This window comes from Streptomyces sp. NPDC023481, assembly GCF_055560195.1.
Genome location: NZ_JBVHJE010000017.1, coordinates 196770 through 212040 on the forward strand (window position 1 = coordinate 196770; position 15271 = coordinate 212040).

8 protein-coding genes are annotated in these 15271 nt (G+C 71.9%); 1 reads left to right on the forward strand and 7 read right to left on the reverse strand.

All coding sequences use genetic code 11. The annotated features are described in order from the left end of the window. Positions 1–81: 81 nt before the first annotated feature. Together treS and ACZ3ZD_RS29475 are read right to left on the reverse strand one after the other, a co-directional pair. Positions 82–1782, reverse strand: coding sequence for a maltose alpha-D-glucosyltransferase (gene treS, locus ACZ3ZD_RS29470; protein WP_467403635.1), 1701 nt, complete (start codon positions 1780–1782; stop codon positions 82–84). Beyond that, positions 1779–3905, reverse strand: coding sequence for an alpha-1,4-glucan--maltose-1-phosphate maltosyltransferase (locus ACZ3ZD_RS29475; protein ID WP_467403637.1), 2127 nt, complete (start codon positions 3903–3905; stop codon positions 1779–1781). Before ACZ3ZD_RS29475 ends, treS begins: the two co-directional genes overlap by 4 nt. Positions 3906–4245: 340 nt before the next feature. Here ACZ3ZD_RS29475 and glgP point away from each other — a divergent pair, with 340 nt between their 5' ends. After that, a complete protein-coding gene (glgP, locus tag ACZ3ZD_RS29480; RefSeq protein WP_467403641.1) occupies positions 4246–6864 on the forward strand; it encodes an alpha-glucan family phosphorylase in 2619 nt (872 codons plus the stop codon). A gap of 64 nt (positions 6865–6928) precedes the next feature. Here the strand turns inward: glgP and ACZ3ZD_RS29485 are convergent, their stop codons facing one another. From ACZ3ZD_RS29485 to ACZ3ZD_RS29505, 5 genes are all read right to left on the reverse strand, one after another. Further along, the gene (locus ACZ3ZD_RS29485; RefSeq protein ID WP_467403643.1) at positions 6929–7450 is read right to left on the reverse strand and encodes a DUF1990 family protein; all 522 of its coding nucleotides are present in this window, start codon (positions 7448–7450) and stop codon (positions 6929–6931) included. 71 nt (positions 7451–7521) lie between these two features. Continuing rightward, a complete protein-coding gene (locus ACZ3ZD_RS29490) occupies positions 7522–9162 on the reverse strand; it encodes a M4 family metallopeptidase (RefSeq protein ID WP_467403646.1) in 1641 nt (546 codons plus the stop codon). Between the two features lie 248 nt (positions 9163–9410). After that, positions 9411–11450 carry a M4 family metallopeptidase gene (locus ACZ3ZD_RS29495; protein WP_467403648.1) on the reverse strand — a complete coding sequence of 680 codons (2040 nt, stop codon included), beginning with the start codon at positions 11448–11450 and terminating at the stop codon, positions 9411–9413. A gap of 311 nt (positions 11451–11761) precedes the next feature. After that, positions 11762–13525: an ABC transporter ATP-binding protein gene (locus ACZ3ZD_RS29500; RefSeq protein WP_467403652.1), complete on the reverse strand. Its 1764-nt coding sequence runs from the start codon at positions 13523–13525 to the stop codon at positions 11762–11764. Beyond that, positions 13522–15237 carry an ABC transporter transmembrane domain-containing protein gene (locus ACZ3ZD_RS29505; protein WP_467403657.1) on the reverse strand — a complete coding sequence of 572 codons (1716 nt, stop codon included), beginning with the start codon at positions 15235–15237 and terminating at the stop codon, positions 13522–13524. Before ACZ3ZD_RS29505 ends, ACZ3ZD_RS29500 begins: the two co-directional genes overlap by 4 nt. Positions 15238–15271 lie beyond the last annotated feature (34 nt).

Consider the following 15271-nt stretch of genomic DNA (forward strand, 5'->3'; position numbering starts at 1 on the left):
TTCCCCGGGGGTCGTCGGGGTGTTACTACTGCGTGCCCCGGGTGGGGCGGTGGAAACGCCGCACCGCCCCATCCGGTCGCGCTACACGGGTTCCGGGCGCAGCCGGAACCAGTAGAAGCCGTGCCCCGCGAGGGTGAGCAGGTACGGCAGTTCGCCGATCGCCGGGAACCGGACACCGCCGAACAGCTCGACGGGGTGCCGCCCGCCGAACCGGCTCAGGTCCAGCTCCGTGGGCTGCGCGAAGCGGGAGAAGTTGTGGACGCACAGCACGAGGTCGTCCTCGTACTCGCGCAGGAACGCGAGCACCGCCGGGTTGGATGACGGCAGCTCGGTATAGGACCCCAGTCCGAAGGCAGGATTCTGCTTGCGGATCTCGATCATGCGGCGGGTCCAGTGCAGCAGCGACGAGGGCGACGACATCGACGCCTCGACGTTGGTGACCTGGTAGCCGTAGACCGGGTCCATGATCGTCGGCAGGAAGAGACGTCCCGGGTCGCAGGACGAGAAGCCGGCGTTGCGGTCGGGGGTCCACTGCATGGGGGTGCGGACGGCGTCGCGGTCGCCGAGCCAGATGTTGTCGCCCATGCCGATCTCGTCGCCGTAGTAGAGGATCGGTGAGCCGGGCAGGGACAGCAGCAGGGCGGTGAACAGCTCGATCTGGTTGCGGTCGTTGTCGAGCAGGGGCGCGAGGCGGCGCCGGATGCCGATGTTGGCGCGCATCCGGGGGTCCTTGGCGTACTCGGCCCACATGTAGTCGCGCTCTTCGTCGGTGACCATTTCGAGGGTCAGCTCGTCGTGGTTGCGCAGGAAGATGCCCCACTGGCAGTGGGAGGGGATGGCGGGGGTCTTGGCGAGGATCTCGGAGACCGGGTAGCGCGACTCGCGCCGTACGGCCATGAAGATGCGGGGCATGACCGGGAAGTGGAACGCCATGTGGCACTCGTCGCCGCCGCCCCGGAAGTCGCCGAAGTAGTCGACCACGTCCTCCGGCCACTGGTTGGCCTCGGCGAGGAGCACCTTGTCGGGGTACTGCGCGTCGATCTCCTTGCGCACCCGCTTCAGGAACTCGTGGGTCGCCGGAAGGTTCTCGCAGTTGGTGCCCTCCTCCTGATACAGGTACGGCACCGCGTCCAGCCGGAACCCGTCGATGCCGAGATCCAGCCAGAACTTCAGCGCGGAGATCATCTCCTCCTGCACGGCCGGGTTCTCGTAGTTCAGGTCCGGCTGGTGCGAGAAGAAGCGGTGCCAGTAGTACTGCTTGCGTACCGGGTCGTACGTCCAGTTGGAGACCTCGGTGTCGACGAAGATGATGCGGGCGCCCGGATACTGCTTGTCGTCGTCGGCCCAGACGTAGTAGTCCCCGTACGGGCCGTCCGGATCCCGCCTCGACTCCTGGAACCACGGGTGCTGGTCGCTGGTGTGGTTCATGACGAAGTCGATGATCACGCGCATGCCGCGCTGGTGGGCGGCGTCCACGAACTCCACGAAGTCGGCGAGGTCGCCGAACTCCGGGAGTACGGCGGTGTAGTCGGAGACGTCGTAGCCGCCGTCCCTGAGCGGCGACTGGAAGAACGGCGGCAGCCACAGGCAGTCCACGCCGAGCCACTGGAGGTAGTCGAGCTTGGCGGTCAGGCCCTTCAGGTCGCCGACGCCGTCACCGTTGCTGTCCTGGAAGGAGCGGACCAGGACCTCGTAGAAGACGGCGCGTTTGAACCACTCCGGGTCCCTGTCCTTGGCGGGAGTGTCCTCGAAGGTGTCCGGAACGGGCTCATTGACGATCATATGGCGGGTGACCCTCCGATCTGCGGGGTGGACGGTCGCAGGACGGTGAAGACGTGCGCGGGCCGGTGACCCGGTTCGAGGCGCACATAGTTGGCCCTGCCCCAGTAGTAGGTCTCACCGGTGAGCTCGTCGCGCACCGGCACGGACTCGTGCCAGTCCAGGCCGAGTTGCGGCATGTCCAACGAGACCGTGGCCTCCTGGGTGTGGTGCGGGTCGAGGTTGACGACCACCACGACCGTGTCCGAACCCGTGCTCTTGCTGTAGGCGATCACCGCGTCCTTGTCGGCGTGATGGAAGTGCAGGTTCCGCAGCTGCCGCAGCGCCGGGTGCTGCCGTCGGACGGTGTTGAGCCGGGTGACGAGCGGTGCGATGGACCGGCCCTCGCGCTCGGCGGCCGCCCAGTCGCGGGACCTGAGCTGGTACTTCTCCGAGTCCAGGTACTCCTCGCCGCCCTCGCGCAGCGGGGTGTTCTCGCACAGCTCGTAGCCGGAGTAGATGCCCCAGGTGGGGGAGAGGGTGGCGGCGAGCACGGCCCGCACCTCGAACGCCGGCCGGCCGCCGTGCTGGAGGTAGGCGTGCAGGATGTCGGGGGTGTTGGCGAAGAAGTTCGGCCGCATGTAGGCCGCCGCCTCACCCGACAGCTCCGTCAGGTACTCGGTCAGCTCCTGCTTGGTGTTGCGCCAGGTGAAATACGTGTACGACTGCTGGAAGCCGATCTGCGCCAGCGTGCGCATCATCGCCGGGCGTGTGAACGCCTCCGCCAGGAAGATCACGTCGGGGTCCTCGCGGTTGATCTCGGCGATGACCCGCTCCCAGAAGACGACCGGCTTGGTGTGCGGGTTGTCCACGCGGAAGATCCGCACGCCGTGGCCCATCCAGTGCCGCAGGATCCGCACCGTCTCCGCGACCAGGCCGTCCATGTCGGCGTCGAAGGCGACGGGGTAGATATCCTGGTACTTCTTCGGCGGGTTCTCGGCGTACGCGATGCTGCCGTCGGGCCGGTGGTGGAACCACTCCGGGTGCTTCTGCACCCAGGGATGGTCCGGCGAGCACTGCAACGCGAAGTCCAGCGCGATCTCCAGACCCAGTTTCCCCGCCTCGGCGACGAAGAAGTCGAAGTCCTCCAGGGTGCCGAGGTCGGGGTGGACGGCGTCGTGGCCGCCTTCGGGTGAGCCGATCGCCCAGGGCACGCCGACGTCGTCCGGGCCGGCGGTCAGGGTGTTGTTGGGGCCCTTGCGGAAGGTCGTGCCGATGGGGTGGATCGGCGGCAGGTAGACCACGTCGAAGCCCATGTCCGCGATCGGCTTGAGGCGGCGCGCGGCCGTGCGGAACGTGCCGTGCGGCTGCTCGGCCGTGCCCTCCGAACGCGGGAAGAACTCGTACCACGATCCGAACAGGGCGCGTTCGCGCTCCACCAGCAGCGGCATCGGATCCGAGGCGGTGACCAGCTCCCGCAGCGGATACCGGGCCAGGACCGCCTCCACGTCCGGGGCCAGGGCGGCCGCGAGCCGCCAGGCCGCCGGGCGGTCCTCGTCGCGCAGGGCGGCCAGCGCCTCCAGGACGGGCCCGCGGTGCCCCTCGGGGACACCTGCGGCCGCCCGCTCGTACCACTGCGCGCCCTCCGCCAGCACCAGATCCGTGTCGATACCGGCCGGGATCTTGATCCGGGCGTGGTGCCGCCAGGTGGTGAGCGGGTCCGACCAGGCCTCCACCGTGTAGGTCCAGCGGCCGGGTTCGCCGACGGTGACCGTGGCGCCCCAGCGGTCGGTGCCGGGCGCCAGTTCCCGCATCGGCGTCCAGGGCCCGGCCCGGCCCGCCGGGTCCCGCAGCACCACGTTCGCGCCGACGGCGTCGTGGCCCTCCCGGAACACGGTGGCCGACACCTCGAACGACTCCCCGGTCACCGCCTTCGCGGGCCTGCGCCCCTGCCGGACCACGGGGTGGACGTCCAGAACGGGGATGCGGCCCACGGTGGTGGCCGCCTGCGGGGAGGACCGTTCCCCGTCGGCGGACGGGCCGGTGGCGCCGGCCGGCGCCACGCCCTTCCTCCCCGTCGTCCTCTTTCCTGCTGCCTTGGCCTTGCTGCTTGTCGGGGGTGCTGACGAGTGCTGCGTCGCGGGCATGACCGCTCCTGTCCGCTTCAACCTGGATATGGGCGGAATGGGTGTGGGGAGGTGGGTCCTGCGGAACTGCCGTGGTGCGTCTGCGAGGTGTGTACCGGAGGAGCCTTCCCCACCGTTTCGGGTGGGCAATCCGGAACTTTGTTAACTACTCACGCGTACGTCCACCCACAAGACCGGCCCCTTTTCTGCGGGTGCCCCACGAGCGGACCTTGACGCCCCGGCAGTCCCGACACCCGGCCGGTACGTCCCCACCGACCGCGCGGTAACCACTACCGTCGGAGGCGACGACGAGACGCACAGCGCCGTGCGCCTCACCCCGCGACGCGTCCCGAGGTGGAAAGTGAAGGCGATCCGTCGGTTCACCGTCCGTCCCGTACTCCCCGAGCCCCTCCGGCCGCTGAGTGACCTGGCGCGCAATCTGCGCTGGTCCTGGCACGCGGAAACGCGCGACCTGTTCCAGTCCGTCTGCCCGGAGGGCTGGGCCGGCAGCGGTGCTGACCCGGTCCGGCTGCTGGGCGGTGCCCGGCCCGCGCGGCTGGCCGAACTGGCCGGGGACCGGCGGTTCCTGCGCCGGCTCAGGGCGGCCGCCGACGACCTCGACGACTACCTGACCGGCGACCGCTGGTACCAGGCACAGGCCGACGGCCTGCCGAGCGCCGTCGCCTACTTCTCACCCGAGTTCGGCATCACGGCCGCGCTCCCGCAGTACTCCGGCGGCCTCGGCATCCTCGCCGGCGACCACCTGAAGGCGGCCAGCGACCTCGGGGTGCCGCTCATCGGAGTCGGACTGCTGTACCGGCACGGGTACTTCCGGCAGACCCTGTCCCGGGACGGCTGGCAGCAGGAGCACTACCCGGTGCTCGACCCCCACGAACTGCCGCTCACCCAGCTGAAGGAGACCGACGGCACCCCGGCGCAGATCTCCCTCGCGCTGCCCGGCGGCAAGGCGCTGCGCGCCCGGATCTGGCTGGCGCAGGTGGGCCGGGTGCCGCTGCTGCTGCTCGACTCGGACGTGGAGGAGAACGAGCCGGTCGAACGCGGGGTGACCGACCGGCTCTACGGCGGCGGCAACGAGCACCGGCTGCTCCAGGAGATGCTGCTGGGCATAGGAGGGGTGCGGGCCGTACGGACGTACTGCCGGCTCACCGGGCACGCCGAGCCGGAGGTGTTCCACACCAACGAGGGGCACGCCGGCTTCCTCGGCCTGGAGCGGATCGCCGAACTGTGCGCCGAGGGGCTGGACTTCGACGCGGCACTGGAGGCGGTGCGGGGCGGGACCGTGTTCACCACGCACACCCCGGTGCCGGCCGGCATCGACCGCTTCGACCGGGAGCTGATCGGCCGGCACTTCGGCCCCGACGCCGAACTCCCCGGCCTCGACGTGCAGCGGATCCTGGCGCTGGGCCGGGAGACCTACCCGGGCGGCGAACCGAACCTGTTCAACATGGCCGTGATGGGGCTGCGGCTGGCCCAGCGGGCCAACGGGGTGTCGCTGCTGCACGGGCAGGTCAGCCGGGGCATGTTCGCGGGGCTGTGGCCGGGATTCGACCCCGAGGAGGTGCCGATCACCTCCGTGACCAACGGGGTGCACGCGCCGACCTGGGTGGCCCCGGAGGTGCTACGGCTCGGGGCCCGGCAGATCGGCGCCCAGCGGGCCGAGGACGCGCTGGCCGTCGGTGGCTCCGAGCGCTGGGACTCGGTCGCGGACATCCCGGACCAGGAGATCTGGGAGCTGCGCCGCACCCTGCGCGAACAGCTGGTCCTGGAGGTGCGGGAGCGGCTGCGCGCGTCGTGGCGGCAACGGGGTGCCGGTAACGCCGAGTTGGGCTGGATCGACGGGGTGCTGGACCCGGACGTCCTGACCATCGGGTTCGCGCGCCGGGTGCCGTCGTACAAGCGGCTGACGCTGATGCTGCGGGACCGGGAGCGGCTGACGGAGCTGCTGCTGCATCCCGAGCACCCGGTCCAGCTCGTGGTCGCGGGCAAGGCGCACCCGGCGGACGACGGCGGCAAACGCCTGGTGCAGGAACTGGTCCGCTTCACCGACGATCCGCGCGTGCGGCACCGCATCGTCTTCCTGCCCGACTACGGCATGGCGATGGCGCAGAAGCTCTACCCGGGCTGTGACGTCTGGCTGAACAACCCGCTGCGACCCCTGGAGGCCTGCGGCACCTCGGGCATGAAGGCGGCCCTGAACGGCTGCCTGAACCTCTCGGTGCTGGACGGCTGGTGGGACGAGTGGTTCCAGCCGGACTTCGGCTGGGCCATCCCCACGGCGGACGGCGCGGGCACGGACCCCGAGCGGCGGGACGACATCGAAGCGGCGGCCCTGTACGACCTGCTCGAACAGCGGGTCGCACCGCGCTTCTACGAGCGCGGCCGCGCGGGCCTGCCCGACCGCTGGATCGAGATGGTCCGCCAGACCCTCTCCCTGCTGGGCCCCAAGGTGCTGGCGGGCCGCATGGTCCGCGAGTACGTCGACCGGCTCTACGTTCCCGCCGCGCGGGCGCACCGCGCGCTGACCCCGGACACGGCGGGCGAGCTGGCCGCGTGGAAGGCGCGGGTCCGGGCGGCCTGGTCCGGGGTGAGCGTGGACCACGTGGAGACGACGGCGACGACCGCGACGGCGGAGCTGGGCACGACGGTCGGTCTGCGCGTCCGGGTGGCCCTCGGCTCGCTGACCCCCGACGACGTGGAGGTGCAGGCGGTGTCCGGGCGGGTGGACGCGGAGGACCGCATCACCGACGCCACGGTGGTCCCGCTGAAGCCGGCCGGCACCCCCGACCTGGAGGGCCGCCTCCTCTACGAGGGTCCCCTCTCCCTCGACCGCACCGGCCCCTACGGCTACACGGTCCGCATCCTCCCCACCCACCCCCTCCTCGCCTCTCCCGCCGAACCGGGCCTCCTGGCGGTGCCGTCGGAGGAGGTGGGCCAGGGGGCGGGGATGGTGCTGCGGTGACGTGACCGGCGTGACCGGGGGTGCTGCCGGCCGGCGGCGTGGAAGTCGCCCACCAGCCGTCGGTTCATGTTTCGGACAGCCCCCCGCACAGTCGCTTCAGTACCGCTCCGCAGCGGCGGGCGTAGGCGTGCTGCAGGCCGCGGGTGGCAGGCCCGCCCGCGCGGGCGTACCACTTGGCGGCCTTGCTGAAGGCCGCCACCGTGAGCCAGACCGTGCCGTCGCCGGTGCGGTCGACGAGGAAGGCCTCCTCGCCGGATTCGGGGTGGCCCGGGAGGGTGCCGTAGGCCCAGCCGGCGCGGCGGGGTTCCTCGGTGGTCCATATGACGCGGCAGGGGGCCCGGATGACGCCGGCCAGGGTGACGGTGACGTCGACGCCGGGGGCCGCGCGGTCGGCGCCGGCGTCGATGCCGACGCCCAGGGCGCGGTGCATCTCCCAGGTCAGGACCGCTTCGGCGGCTCGCCGGAAGAGCTCGTGGCCCTCGCCGAGGCGGGTGCGGACGAGCATGGGGTGGAAGCCGGGCGGGCAGGAGGTCGGATCGTCGCGGGTCGCGCCGACCGGCTCGTAGGTGAAGGGCGCCGAAGACATGGGTCACAAGGGTAGGGCGGTACCCGGGAGGCCTTCCTCCCGGGTACCGCCCTGGGTCAAGTCCCTTGCGGCTAGTTGACGTTGACCGCCGACCAGGCCGCGGCGACCGTCTTGTACTCGGTGCTGCTGGAGCCGTAGAGCGCCGACGCTGCGTTCAGGGTCGCCGTGCGGGCGGCCTTGTAGTTGGTCGTCGAGGTCATGTACGTGGTGAGCGCCTTGTACCAGATCTGCAGCGCCTTGGCGCGGCCGATGCCGGTGACCGTGGAGCCGTTGTACGTCGGCGAGTTGTAGCTCACGCCGTTGATCGTCTTCGAACCGCTGCCCTCCGCGAGGAGGTAGAAGAAGTGGTTCGCGACACCGGACGAGTAGTGGACATCCTTGTTGCCGACGGAGGAGGACCAGTAGTCCGCCGAGCCGCCGTCCTTGCTGGGCTTGTCCATGTAGCGCAGCGGGGTGCCGTCGCCGTTGATGTCGATCTTCTCGCCGATGAGGTAGTCACCGGGGTCGCTGGCGTTGTTGGCGTAGAACTCCACGCCGGTACCGAAGATGTCGGAGGTGGCCTCGTTCAGGCCGCCGGACTCACCGGAGTAGTTCAGGCCCGCGGTGTTGGAGGTGACGCCGTGGCTCATCTCGTGGCCGGCCACGTCCAGCGAGGTCAGCGGGTCGACGTTGCCGGAGCCGTCGCCGTAGGTCATGCAGAAGCAGCTGTCGTCCCAGAACGCGTTGACGTAGGCGTTGCCGTAGTGCACGCGGGAGTAGGCGCCGACGCCGTCGTTCTTGATGCCGCTGCGGCCGAAGGTGTTCTTGTAGAAGTCCCAGGTCTCCGCCGCGCCGTAGGCCGCGTCGGCCGCCGCCGTCTGGTCGGAGGAGGAGCTGGAGGCGGTGCCGGTGCCGAAGACGTTGCTCGAGCTGGTCACCAGGGTGCCCGTGCCGGACGTCTTGCGGGCGAGGTTGTACGTCTTGTGGTTGCCCCGCGCGCTGTCGGTGAGCTGGTACGTCGAGCCCGACTGCACGGAGTTCAGGGTGACCGTGCCGGAGTACAGCGTCTTGCCGGTCGCGTTCTCGATGCCCTGGTACTCGAAGAGCTTCTTGCCGGTGGCCGCGTCGGTGATGACGTGCAGCTGGTTCGGGGTGCCGTCGTCCTGGAGGCCGCCGACGACCGTCTCGTAGGCGAGGACGGGCTTGCCGGAGCCGGCCCAGATCACCTTGCGGGCGCCGTCCGCGGCGGTCTTGGAGGAGCCCCGGGTCGCGGCGGCGGACACCGCCTGCTTCTCCGCCTTCGCCGCGGTGATCTGCGGCTTGAGGGAGGCGACCTTGATGGCCGACGTGGCCGCCTTGGTGACGCCCTCGGTCTTGCCGGACTTGGCGGTGTGCACGATCAGGTCGCCGCCGAGTACGGGCAGGCCCGCGTAGGTGCGCTCGTAGCGGGTGTGGAGCGTGCCGTCGGCGTCCTTGACGACGTCCTTGACGACCAGCTTCTCCTTGGCGCCGAGGCCTATGTGGTGCGCGGTCTCGGCGGCGCCGGCCTGGGCCTGCTGGAGCAGGCTGGTGCGGGCCGCAGCGGACAGCTGGGTCGGGGCCGCCGCGAGGGGCGCGGCCTTCGACTGGGCGGTGGCACTGGTGGTGACACCGGTGGCGAGCAGGGCTCCGGCGGCGACAGCGGTGGAGATGGCCAGAGTGGTGCGCTTACGACGCGCGTAGAGGGGGCTCACGGAAGCTCCTTCTCGTGGGGGAGTCCGGGCAGTGTGGGGTTACTGGCCGGCGTGTGTGTTGTGAAGTTGCTGTGCTGCTGCGGCGGGTGGAGAGAGAGTGTCATCAAGGGCGCGTACATGTCAGGCCCTCGAAGTGATGTTGGCTGGAAGTCGACCTTTTGGTGAACGTTTCAACGGTGTGAACGGACGCTTTCCGAGGGTGCTCCGCCCTCGGAAAGCGCCGTGTTCCCGGGCCCGGGGCATGCGGTTTACGGGAAGGTGAGCTTCCAGCCGTTGAGGGTGCCGGTGTCGTAGGTGGCCTGATCCTGTACCCGCAGCTTCCAGGTTCCGTTGGCCGTTTCCGCCGAGGCGTTGACCGTGTAGGTCTCGTTCACGTTGTCCGCCGAGTCCGAGGAGCTGAAGTTCTTCAGCCGGTAGGCGGTGCCCGAGGGGCCGACGAGGTCGATCACCAGGTCGCCCCGCCAGGTGTGGGTGATGTCCACGGACACCTGGAGGTTGCTCGGCGCGTTCCCGGTCCGGCCGGAGACCGCGATGTCCGAGGTGACCGCCGGCCCGTTGTCCGGGACGGCCACCGGCGTGGTGTTCTCGTACGACGTGCCGCCGCCCCCGCCGCCACCGGAGCGCGCACCGACCCCGACGCCCGCCCAGGCGTCCTGCACCGCCTTGTACTCGGCGCTGGTGGTGCCGTACAGCTCGCCGGCCGCGGCGAGGGTGCCGGTGCGGGCGCCGGCGTAGTTGGTGGTGGACGTCCACTTGGTGGTCAGCGCCCGGTACCAGATCTGCAGCGCCTTGTCCCGGCCGATGCCGGTGACCGGAAGGCCGTCCGCCGTCGGCGAGTTGTAGCTGACCCCGTTGATGACCTTGGCGCCGCTGCCCTCGCTGAGCAGGTAGAAGAAGTGGTTCGCGGGGCCGGACGAGTAGTGCACGTCGACGCCGCCGATGCCCGAGTACCAGCTGTCCTTGGACGCGCCGTCCTTGCTGGGCTTGTCCATGTAGCGCAGCGGGGAGCCGTTGCCGTTGATGTCGATCTTCTCGCCGATGAGGTAGTCACCGGGGTCGCTGGCGTTGTTGGCGTAGAACTCCACGCCGGTGCCGAAGATGTCGGAGGTGGCCTCGTTCAGGCCGCCGGACTCACCGGAGTAGTTCAGGCCCGCGGTGTTGGAGGTGACGCCGTGGCTCATCTCGTGGCCCGCGACGTCGATCGCGGTCAGCGGCTTGGCGTTGCCGGAGCCGTCGCCGTAGGTCATGCAGAAGCAGCTGTCGTCCCAGAACGCGTTCACGTACGAGTTGCCGTAGTGGACGCGGGAGTAGGCGCCGACGCCGTTGTTCTTGATGCCGCTGCGGCCGAAGGTGTTCTTGTAGAAGTCCCAGGTGACCGCGGCCCCGTAGTGGGCGTCCGCGCCCGCGGTGGCGGCGTTGGAGTTGGTCCCGTTGCCCCAGGTGTCGGAGGACTGGGAGAACAGGGTGCCGGTGCCGGAGGAGCCGTGGTTGAGGTTGTACGTCTTGTGGCCGCCGCGCGCCCCGTCGGTGAGCGTGTACGTCGAGCCCGACTGGGTCGTGGTCAGCGAGACCTGTCCGCTGTACTGGGTGTTGCCGATACCGCTCCTGACGCCCTGGAACTCGAACAGCTTCTTGCCGGTGGCCGCGTCCGTGATGACGTGCAGCTGGTTCGGGGTGCCGTCGTCCTGGAGCCCGCCGACGACCGTCTCGTACGCCAGCACCGGCTTGCCGGTGGCCGCCCAGATCACCCTGCGGACGCTGTCCGCGGCCGGCCTGGTCGCGCCCAGCGCCTTCGCGCGCAGCACGGCCTGCCGCTGGACCGCGGCCTTCGACACGGCCGGGGTGAGAGCGGCGACCTTCAGCGTGGCGCCGGTGGCCCGGACCACCTCCATCGTCTTGCCGGACCTCGCGGTGGTCACGACCAGGTCGCCGCCGAGCACCGGCAGACCCGCATACGTCCGGTCGTACCGCGTGTGCAGCGTGCCGTCGCCGTCCTTGACGACGTCCTTGACCACCAGTTTCTCCTGGGCGCCCAGCCCGAGCGCACGGGCCGCCGCGGCCCGGCCGGCGTCGGCGTGACGGACCAGCTCGGCGCGCTGCGAGGGGGTGAGCCGGACGGCGGTGTGGGCCGCGTCGACCTTCCCGGGCCCCGGCTTCGCCGGTGCCGCGCTGGCCGCGCCCGACTGGACGGCGGCGGCGATCAGGGCGGCGACGCCGGCGAGGGCGACGGTGGCGGTTCTGCGGTGCGAGGTGTGGGAGGTGCGTCCGCGAGAGGAACTGCTTCTCAACACTGACTCCTTCTGCGGGACCGCGGGTCGCGCGGCCAGGGGAGACCGGACGGTGGGTTGGGGCGTCCGGGCAGAACTGGGCGGTGCGAAAGCCACGAGCAGGTGCGGAGCCGGCTCACCGGGGGGTGCGGAGCTGTGGGGTTGCTGTGAGTCGGCCTGGGAAGAGTGGCAGGAGATCTCACTGTCTGTCAGGAGCGCGTCACAAAGTTGGCCGGAAACGGTCCGTTGACCGGATGTTCATGTTCGATATGCGGACTGTTGGGCGGATGGCCGATCGAGGGGCCGATGGAGCCGGCCGCGGGGCGGGTGGCTCACCGCTCCGGCGCGTCCCCGTGCCAGGTCCGCCACAGTGCCGCGTACGCCCCGCCGGCCGCCACCAGCTCCTCGTGCGTGCCCAGTTCGGTCAGCCGGCCCTCCTCCATGACCGCCACCCGGTCCGCGTCGTGGGCCGTGTGCAGCCGGTGGGCGATGGCGATGACCGTACGGCCCGCCAGCACCGCGGCCAGGGCGCGTTCGGTGTGCCGGGCCGTGGCCGGGTCCAGCAGGGCGGTCGCCTCGTCGAGGATCAGCGTGTGCGGGTCGGCCAGCACCACCCGCGCCAGCGCGAGTTGTTGCGCCTGCGAACCGTCCGTCGCCCGGCCGCCCTCGCCCAGCCGGGTGCCGAGCCCGTCCGGCAGCGCGCGCACCCAGTCGTCGGCACCCACGGCCGCGAGCGCCGACCACAACCGGTCGTCGTCGGCGCCCGGTTCGGCGATGAGCAGGTTGTCGCGGACGGTGCCCAGGAAGACGTGGTGCTCCTGGGTGACCAGCACCACCTGCCGGCGCAGCAGCTCCGGTGCCAGCTCGGCCACCGGCACCCCGCCCACCGTCACGCTGCCGGAACCGGGCCGGTCGATGCCCGCGAGCAGCCGGCTGAGGGTCGTCTTGCCGGCACCCGAGGGCCCCACCACCGCGAGCCGCTCCCCGGGCCGTACCGTCAGGTCCACCCCGCCGAGCACCTCGCCGCCGCGCTCGTAGGCGTACCGGACCCCGCGCACCTCGATCCGGTCGTCCGCCGGCACCGGGGACGGGCCGTCGCCCTCGCCCCGGGGCGCCCCCGCCAGCCCCTCCACCCGCGCGAACGAGGCGCCGCTGCTCTGCAGTTGCTCCACCCGGATGAGGATCTGGTCCAGCGGCTCGGTGAACTGCCGCAGGTACAGTGCCGCCGCCACGACCGCACCCACGCCGACCGCACCCCGCTGGTGCAGCCACCCGCCGAGCAGCAGCACCCCGACCACCGGCACGGTGTACGTCACCTCGACCGCCGGGAAGAACACCGTCCGCAGCCACAGCGTGTACAGCCGGGCGCCGCGGGCGGCCGCCAGCGCGTCCCGGCTCGCCCCGATCCGCGCCTCACGCAGCCCGAACGCCTCCACGGTCCGCGCCCCGGCCGCCGTCGCCGCGACGATCTCCGCGACCCGCGAGTTCGCCGCGCCCTCCGCGAGATAGCCGTCCCGGGCCCGCCGCAGGTACCAGCGCAGCGCCAGCTGGATCGGGGTGAGGCAGAGCAGCCCGAACAGCCCCAGCAGCGGGTTCAGGGCGAACACCGCGCCCAGCACGAAGAGCGCCTGCACGCTGTCGATCAGCAGCTCCGGGCCGACGTCGCGCAGTGTGGTGCCGACGGCGGCCACGTCCGCCGTGCCCCGCGCGGTCAGATCGCCGGTGCCGGCCCGCTCCACCACGGACGCGGGCAGCGCCAGCACCCGCCCCACGTACTCCTCGCGCACCCGGGCCAGCGTCCGCTCCCCGAACCGGTACCCCACGTACCGCGCCCAGCGGGCCAGCAGCACCTGCGCCGGCGCGCACAGCACGAGCCAGACCGCCAGCCGGTCCACCGCGTCCACTCCGTGCCCGGCCCGCACCTCGTCGACGATCCGGCCCACCAGCCAGGGCCCGGCCAGTCCGGCCGCCGCGGCCAGCGCGTTGAGCAGCAGCGCGGCGGCGAACGCCCGCCGGTCGGCCGCCACCAGCCGGGCCGCGGCCCGCCGTACGGCGGCCCGTCCGGCGACGGGCAGCAGCGTCTCCTCCGACGTCATCGGGCGGCCTCCTCGGACGCCTCGGTGTCCCGCGCGACCAGGGCCCGGTACTCCGGCTCCTCGGCCAGCAGCCGCCGGTGCGGACCGGCCGCCACGACCTTGCCGCCGGTCAGGAACACGACCGTGTCCGCCCGGTCCAGGACCAGCGGGGACGTCGTGGTCACCAGGGTCGTACGGCCCTCCCGCTCCGCGCGGAGCCGGTCGGCGACCGTGGCCTCCGTGTGGGCGTCCAGGGCCGAGGTCGGCTCCACGGCCAGCAGCACCTCGGGGGAGGCCAGCAACGCCCGCGCCAGGCGGACGCGTTGGCGCTGGCCGCCGGAGAGGCTGCGGCCCTGCCCGGCCACCGCCGAGTCCAGGCCGTCCGGCAGGCCGCGCACGACGTCCTCGGCCGCCGCCGCGTACAGCGCGCGGCGCAGTGCCGCCTCGCCGGCCGGCCCGGCACCCGCCACCACCTCCCGCAGCGGCCCGGCGAACAGGTCCGCCTCGTGGTCGGCGACCAGGATGCGCCGCCGTACGTCCGCCACCGGGACCGCATCGAGCCGTATCCCGCCCCAGGTGGCGTCGGTGGCACCGTACCGGCCGAGCCGGTCCACCACGGCGGCGGCCTCGGCGGGCCGGGCGGCGGCCAGCGCGGTCAGCCGGCCCGGCACCACCCGCACCCCGGACGCGGGGTCGTACAGCTCGGCCGGTCCGGTGGGCGCGGGCCGCGTGCCGGTGTCCGGATCCGGTTCCAGCCGCAGCAGGCGTACGACGCGACGCGCGGCGACCACGCCCCGGTTGAGGTCGTAGGCCATCCGAACGAAGAACGCGACCGGTCCGACCAGCACCGCCACATAACCGTAGACCGACACCAGCTCGCCGACCGTGATCTCCCCCTGGGCGGCGAGCCGGGCGGCGAGCCAGGTCACCACGGCCAGGAACACGGTCGGCAGGCCCACCCCGAGGGCCTGCACCCAGCTGGCCACCGCGCCCACCCGGTAGCCCTGCGCCCGCAGCGCCTGCGAGTCGTCGCGGAACGCGTCCGCGAACAGCCCCTTGCCGCCCAGCCCGTTGAGGACACGCAGCCCGCCCGCGAGGTCGCCGATGCGCGCGGTGAGCGCCCCCTGCCGCTCCCGGTACCCGCTCTCGGCGCGCTGCAGCCGCCGCGCCAACGGGCCGGTCAGCAGTACGACCACCGGCACGCCGAGCAGCACCACGGCGGCCAGCGGCGCGGAGATCGCCAGCAGCAGCCCGGCCACCACCGCGTAGACCACGACGGCACCGGCGCCCGGTCCGACCACGGTCATCGCCGACGCGATGGTCTGGACGTCGCCGACACCGATCGTGACGACCTCACCGGCCCCGGCCCGGCGCCCCAGCGCGGCCCCCAGCCGCACCACATGCCCCACGACCACCTTCACCGTGCGGAAGTTGGCGTCCATCCGCACCCGGGTCATCATCCGGTGCCGCAGGATGCTCACCCAGGCGTTCACCGCCCCGGCCGCGAACATCACCGCCGCCCACCCGGCGAGCGCTCCCAGCCGGCCCGGCAGCAGTCCGTCGTCCACGGCCCGCGCCAGCAGGTACGGCTGCGCGGCCAACAGCACCATCCACGTGCTGCCCAGCACCGCCCCGGCCACCGAACGCCCCGCCTGGCACCGCACCAGCCACCACAGGTACCACCAGCCGCCCCGGGCGTCCGGCGTGCCCGGGTCCTCGTACGCGTCGATCATGCAGTCCCCCCCGATCGGCTCGGCCCCGCGGCGG

Bases quoted from the DNA above. Each gene is read 5' to 3' on its own strand.
- ACZ3ZD_RS29475 (WP_467403637.1), bottom strand. From the start codon at position 3,905: ATGCCCGCGACGCAGCACTCGTCAGCACCCCCGACAAGCAGCAAGGCC.
- ACZ3ZD_RS29505 (WP_467403657.1), bottom strand. From the start codon at position 15,237: ATGATCGACGCGTACGAGGACCCGGGCACGCCGGACGCCCGGGGCGGC.
- ACZ3ZD_RS29500 (WP_467403652.1), bottom strand. From the start codon at position 13,525: ATGACGTCGGAGGAGACGCTGCTGCCCGTCGCCGGACGGGCCGCCGTA.
- ACZ3ZD_RS29485 (WP_467403643.1), bottom strand. From the start codon at position 7,450: ATGTCTTCGGCGCCCTTCACCTACGAGCCGGTCGGCGCGACCCGCGAC.
- treS (WP_467403635.1), bottom strand. From the start codon at position 1,782: ATGATCGTCAATGAGCCCGTTCCGGACACCTTCGAGGACACTCCCGCC.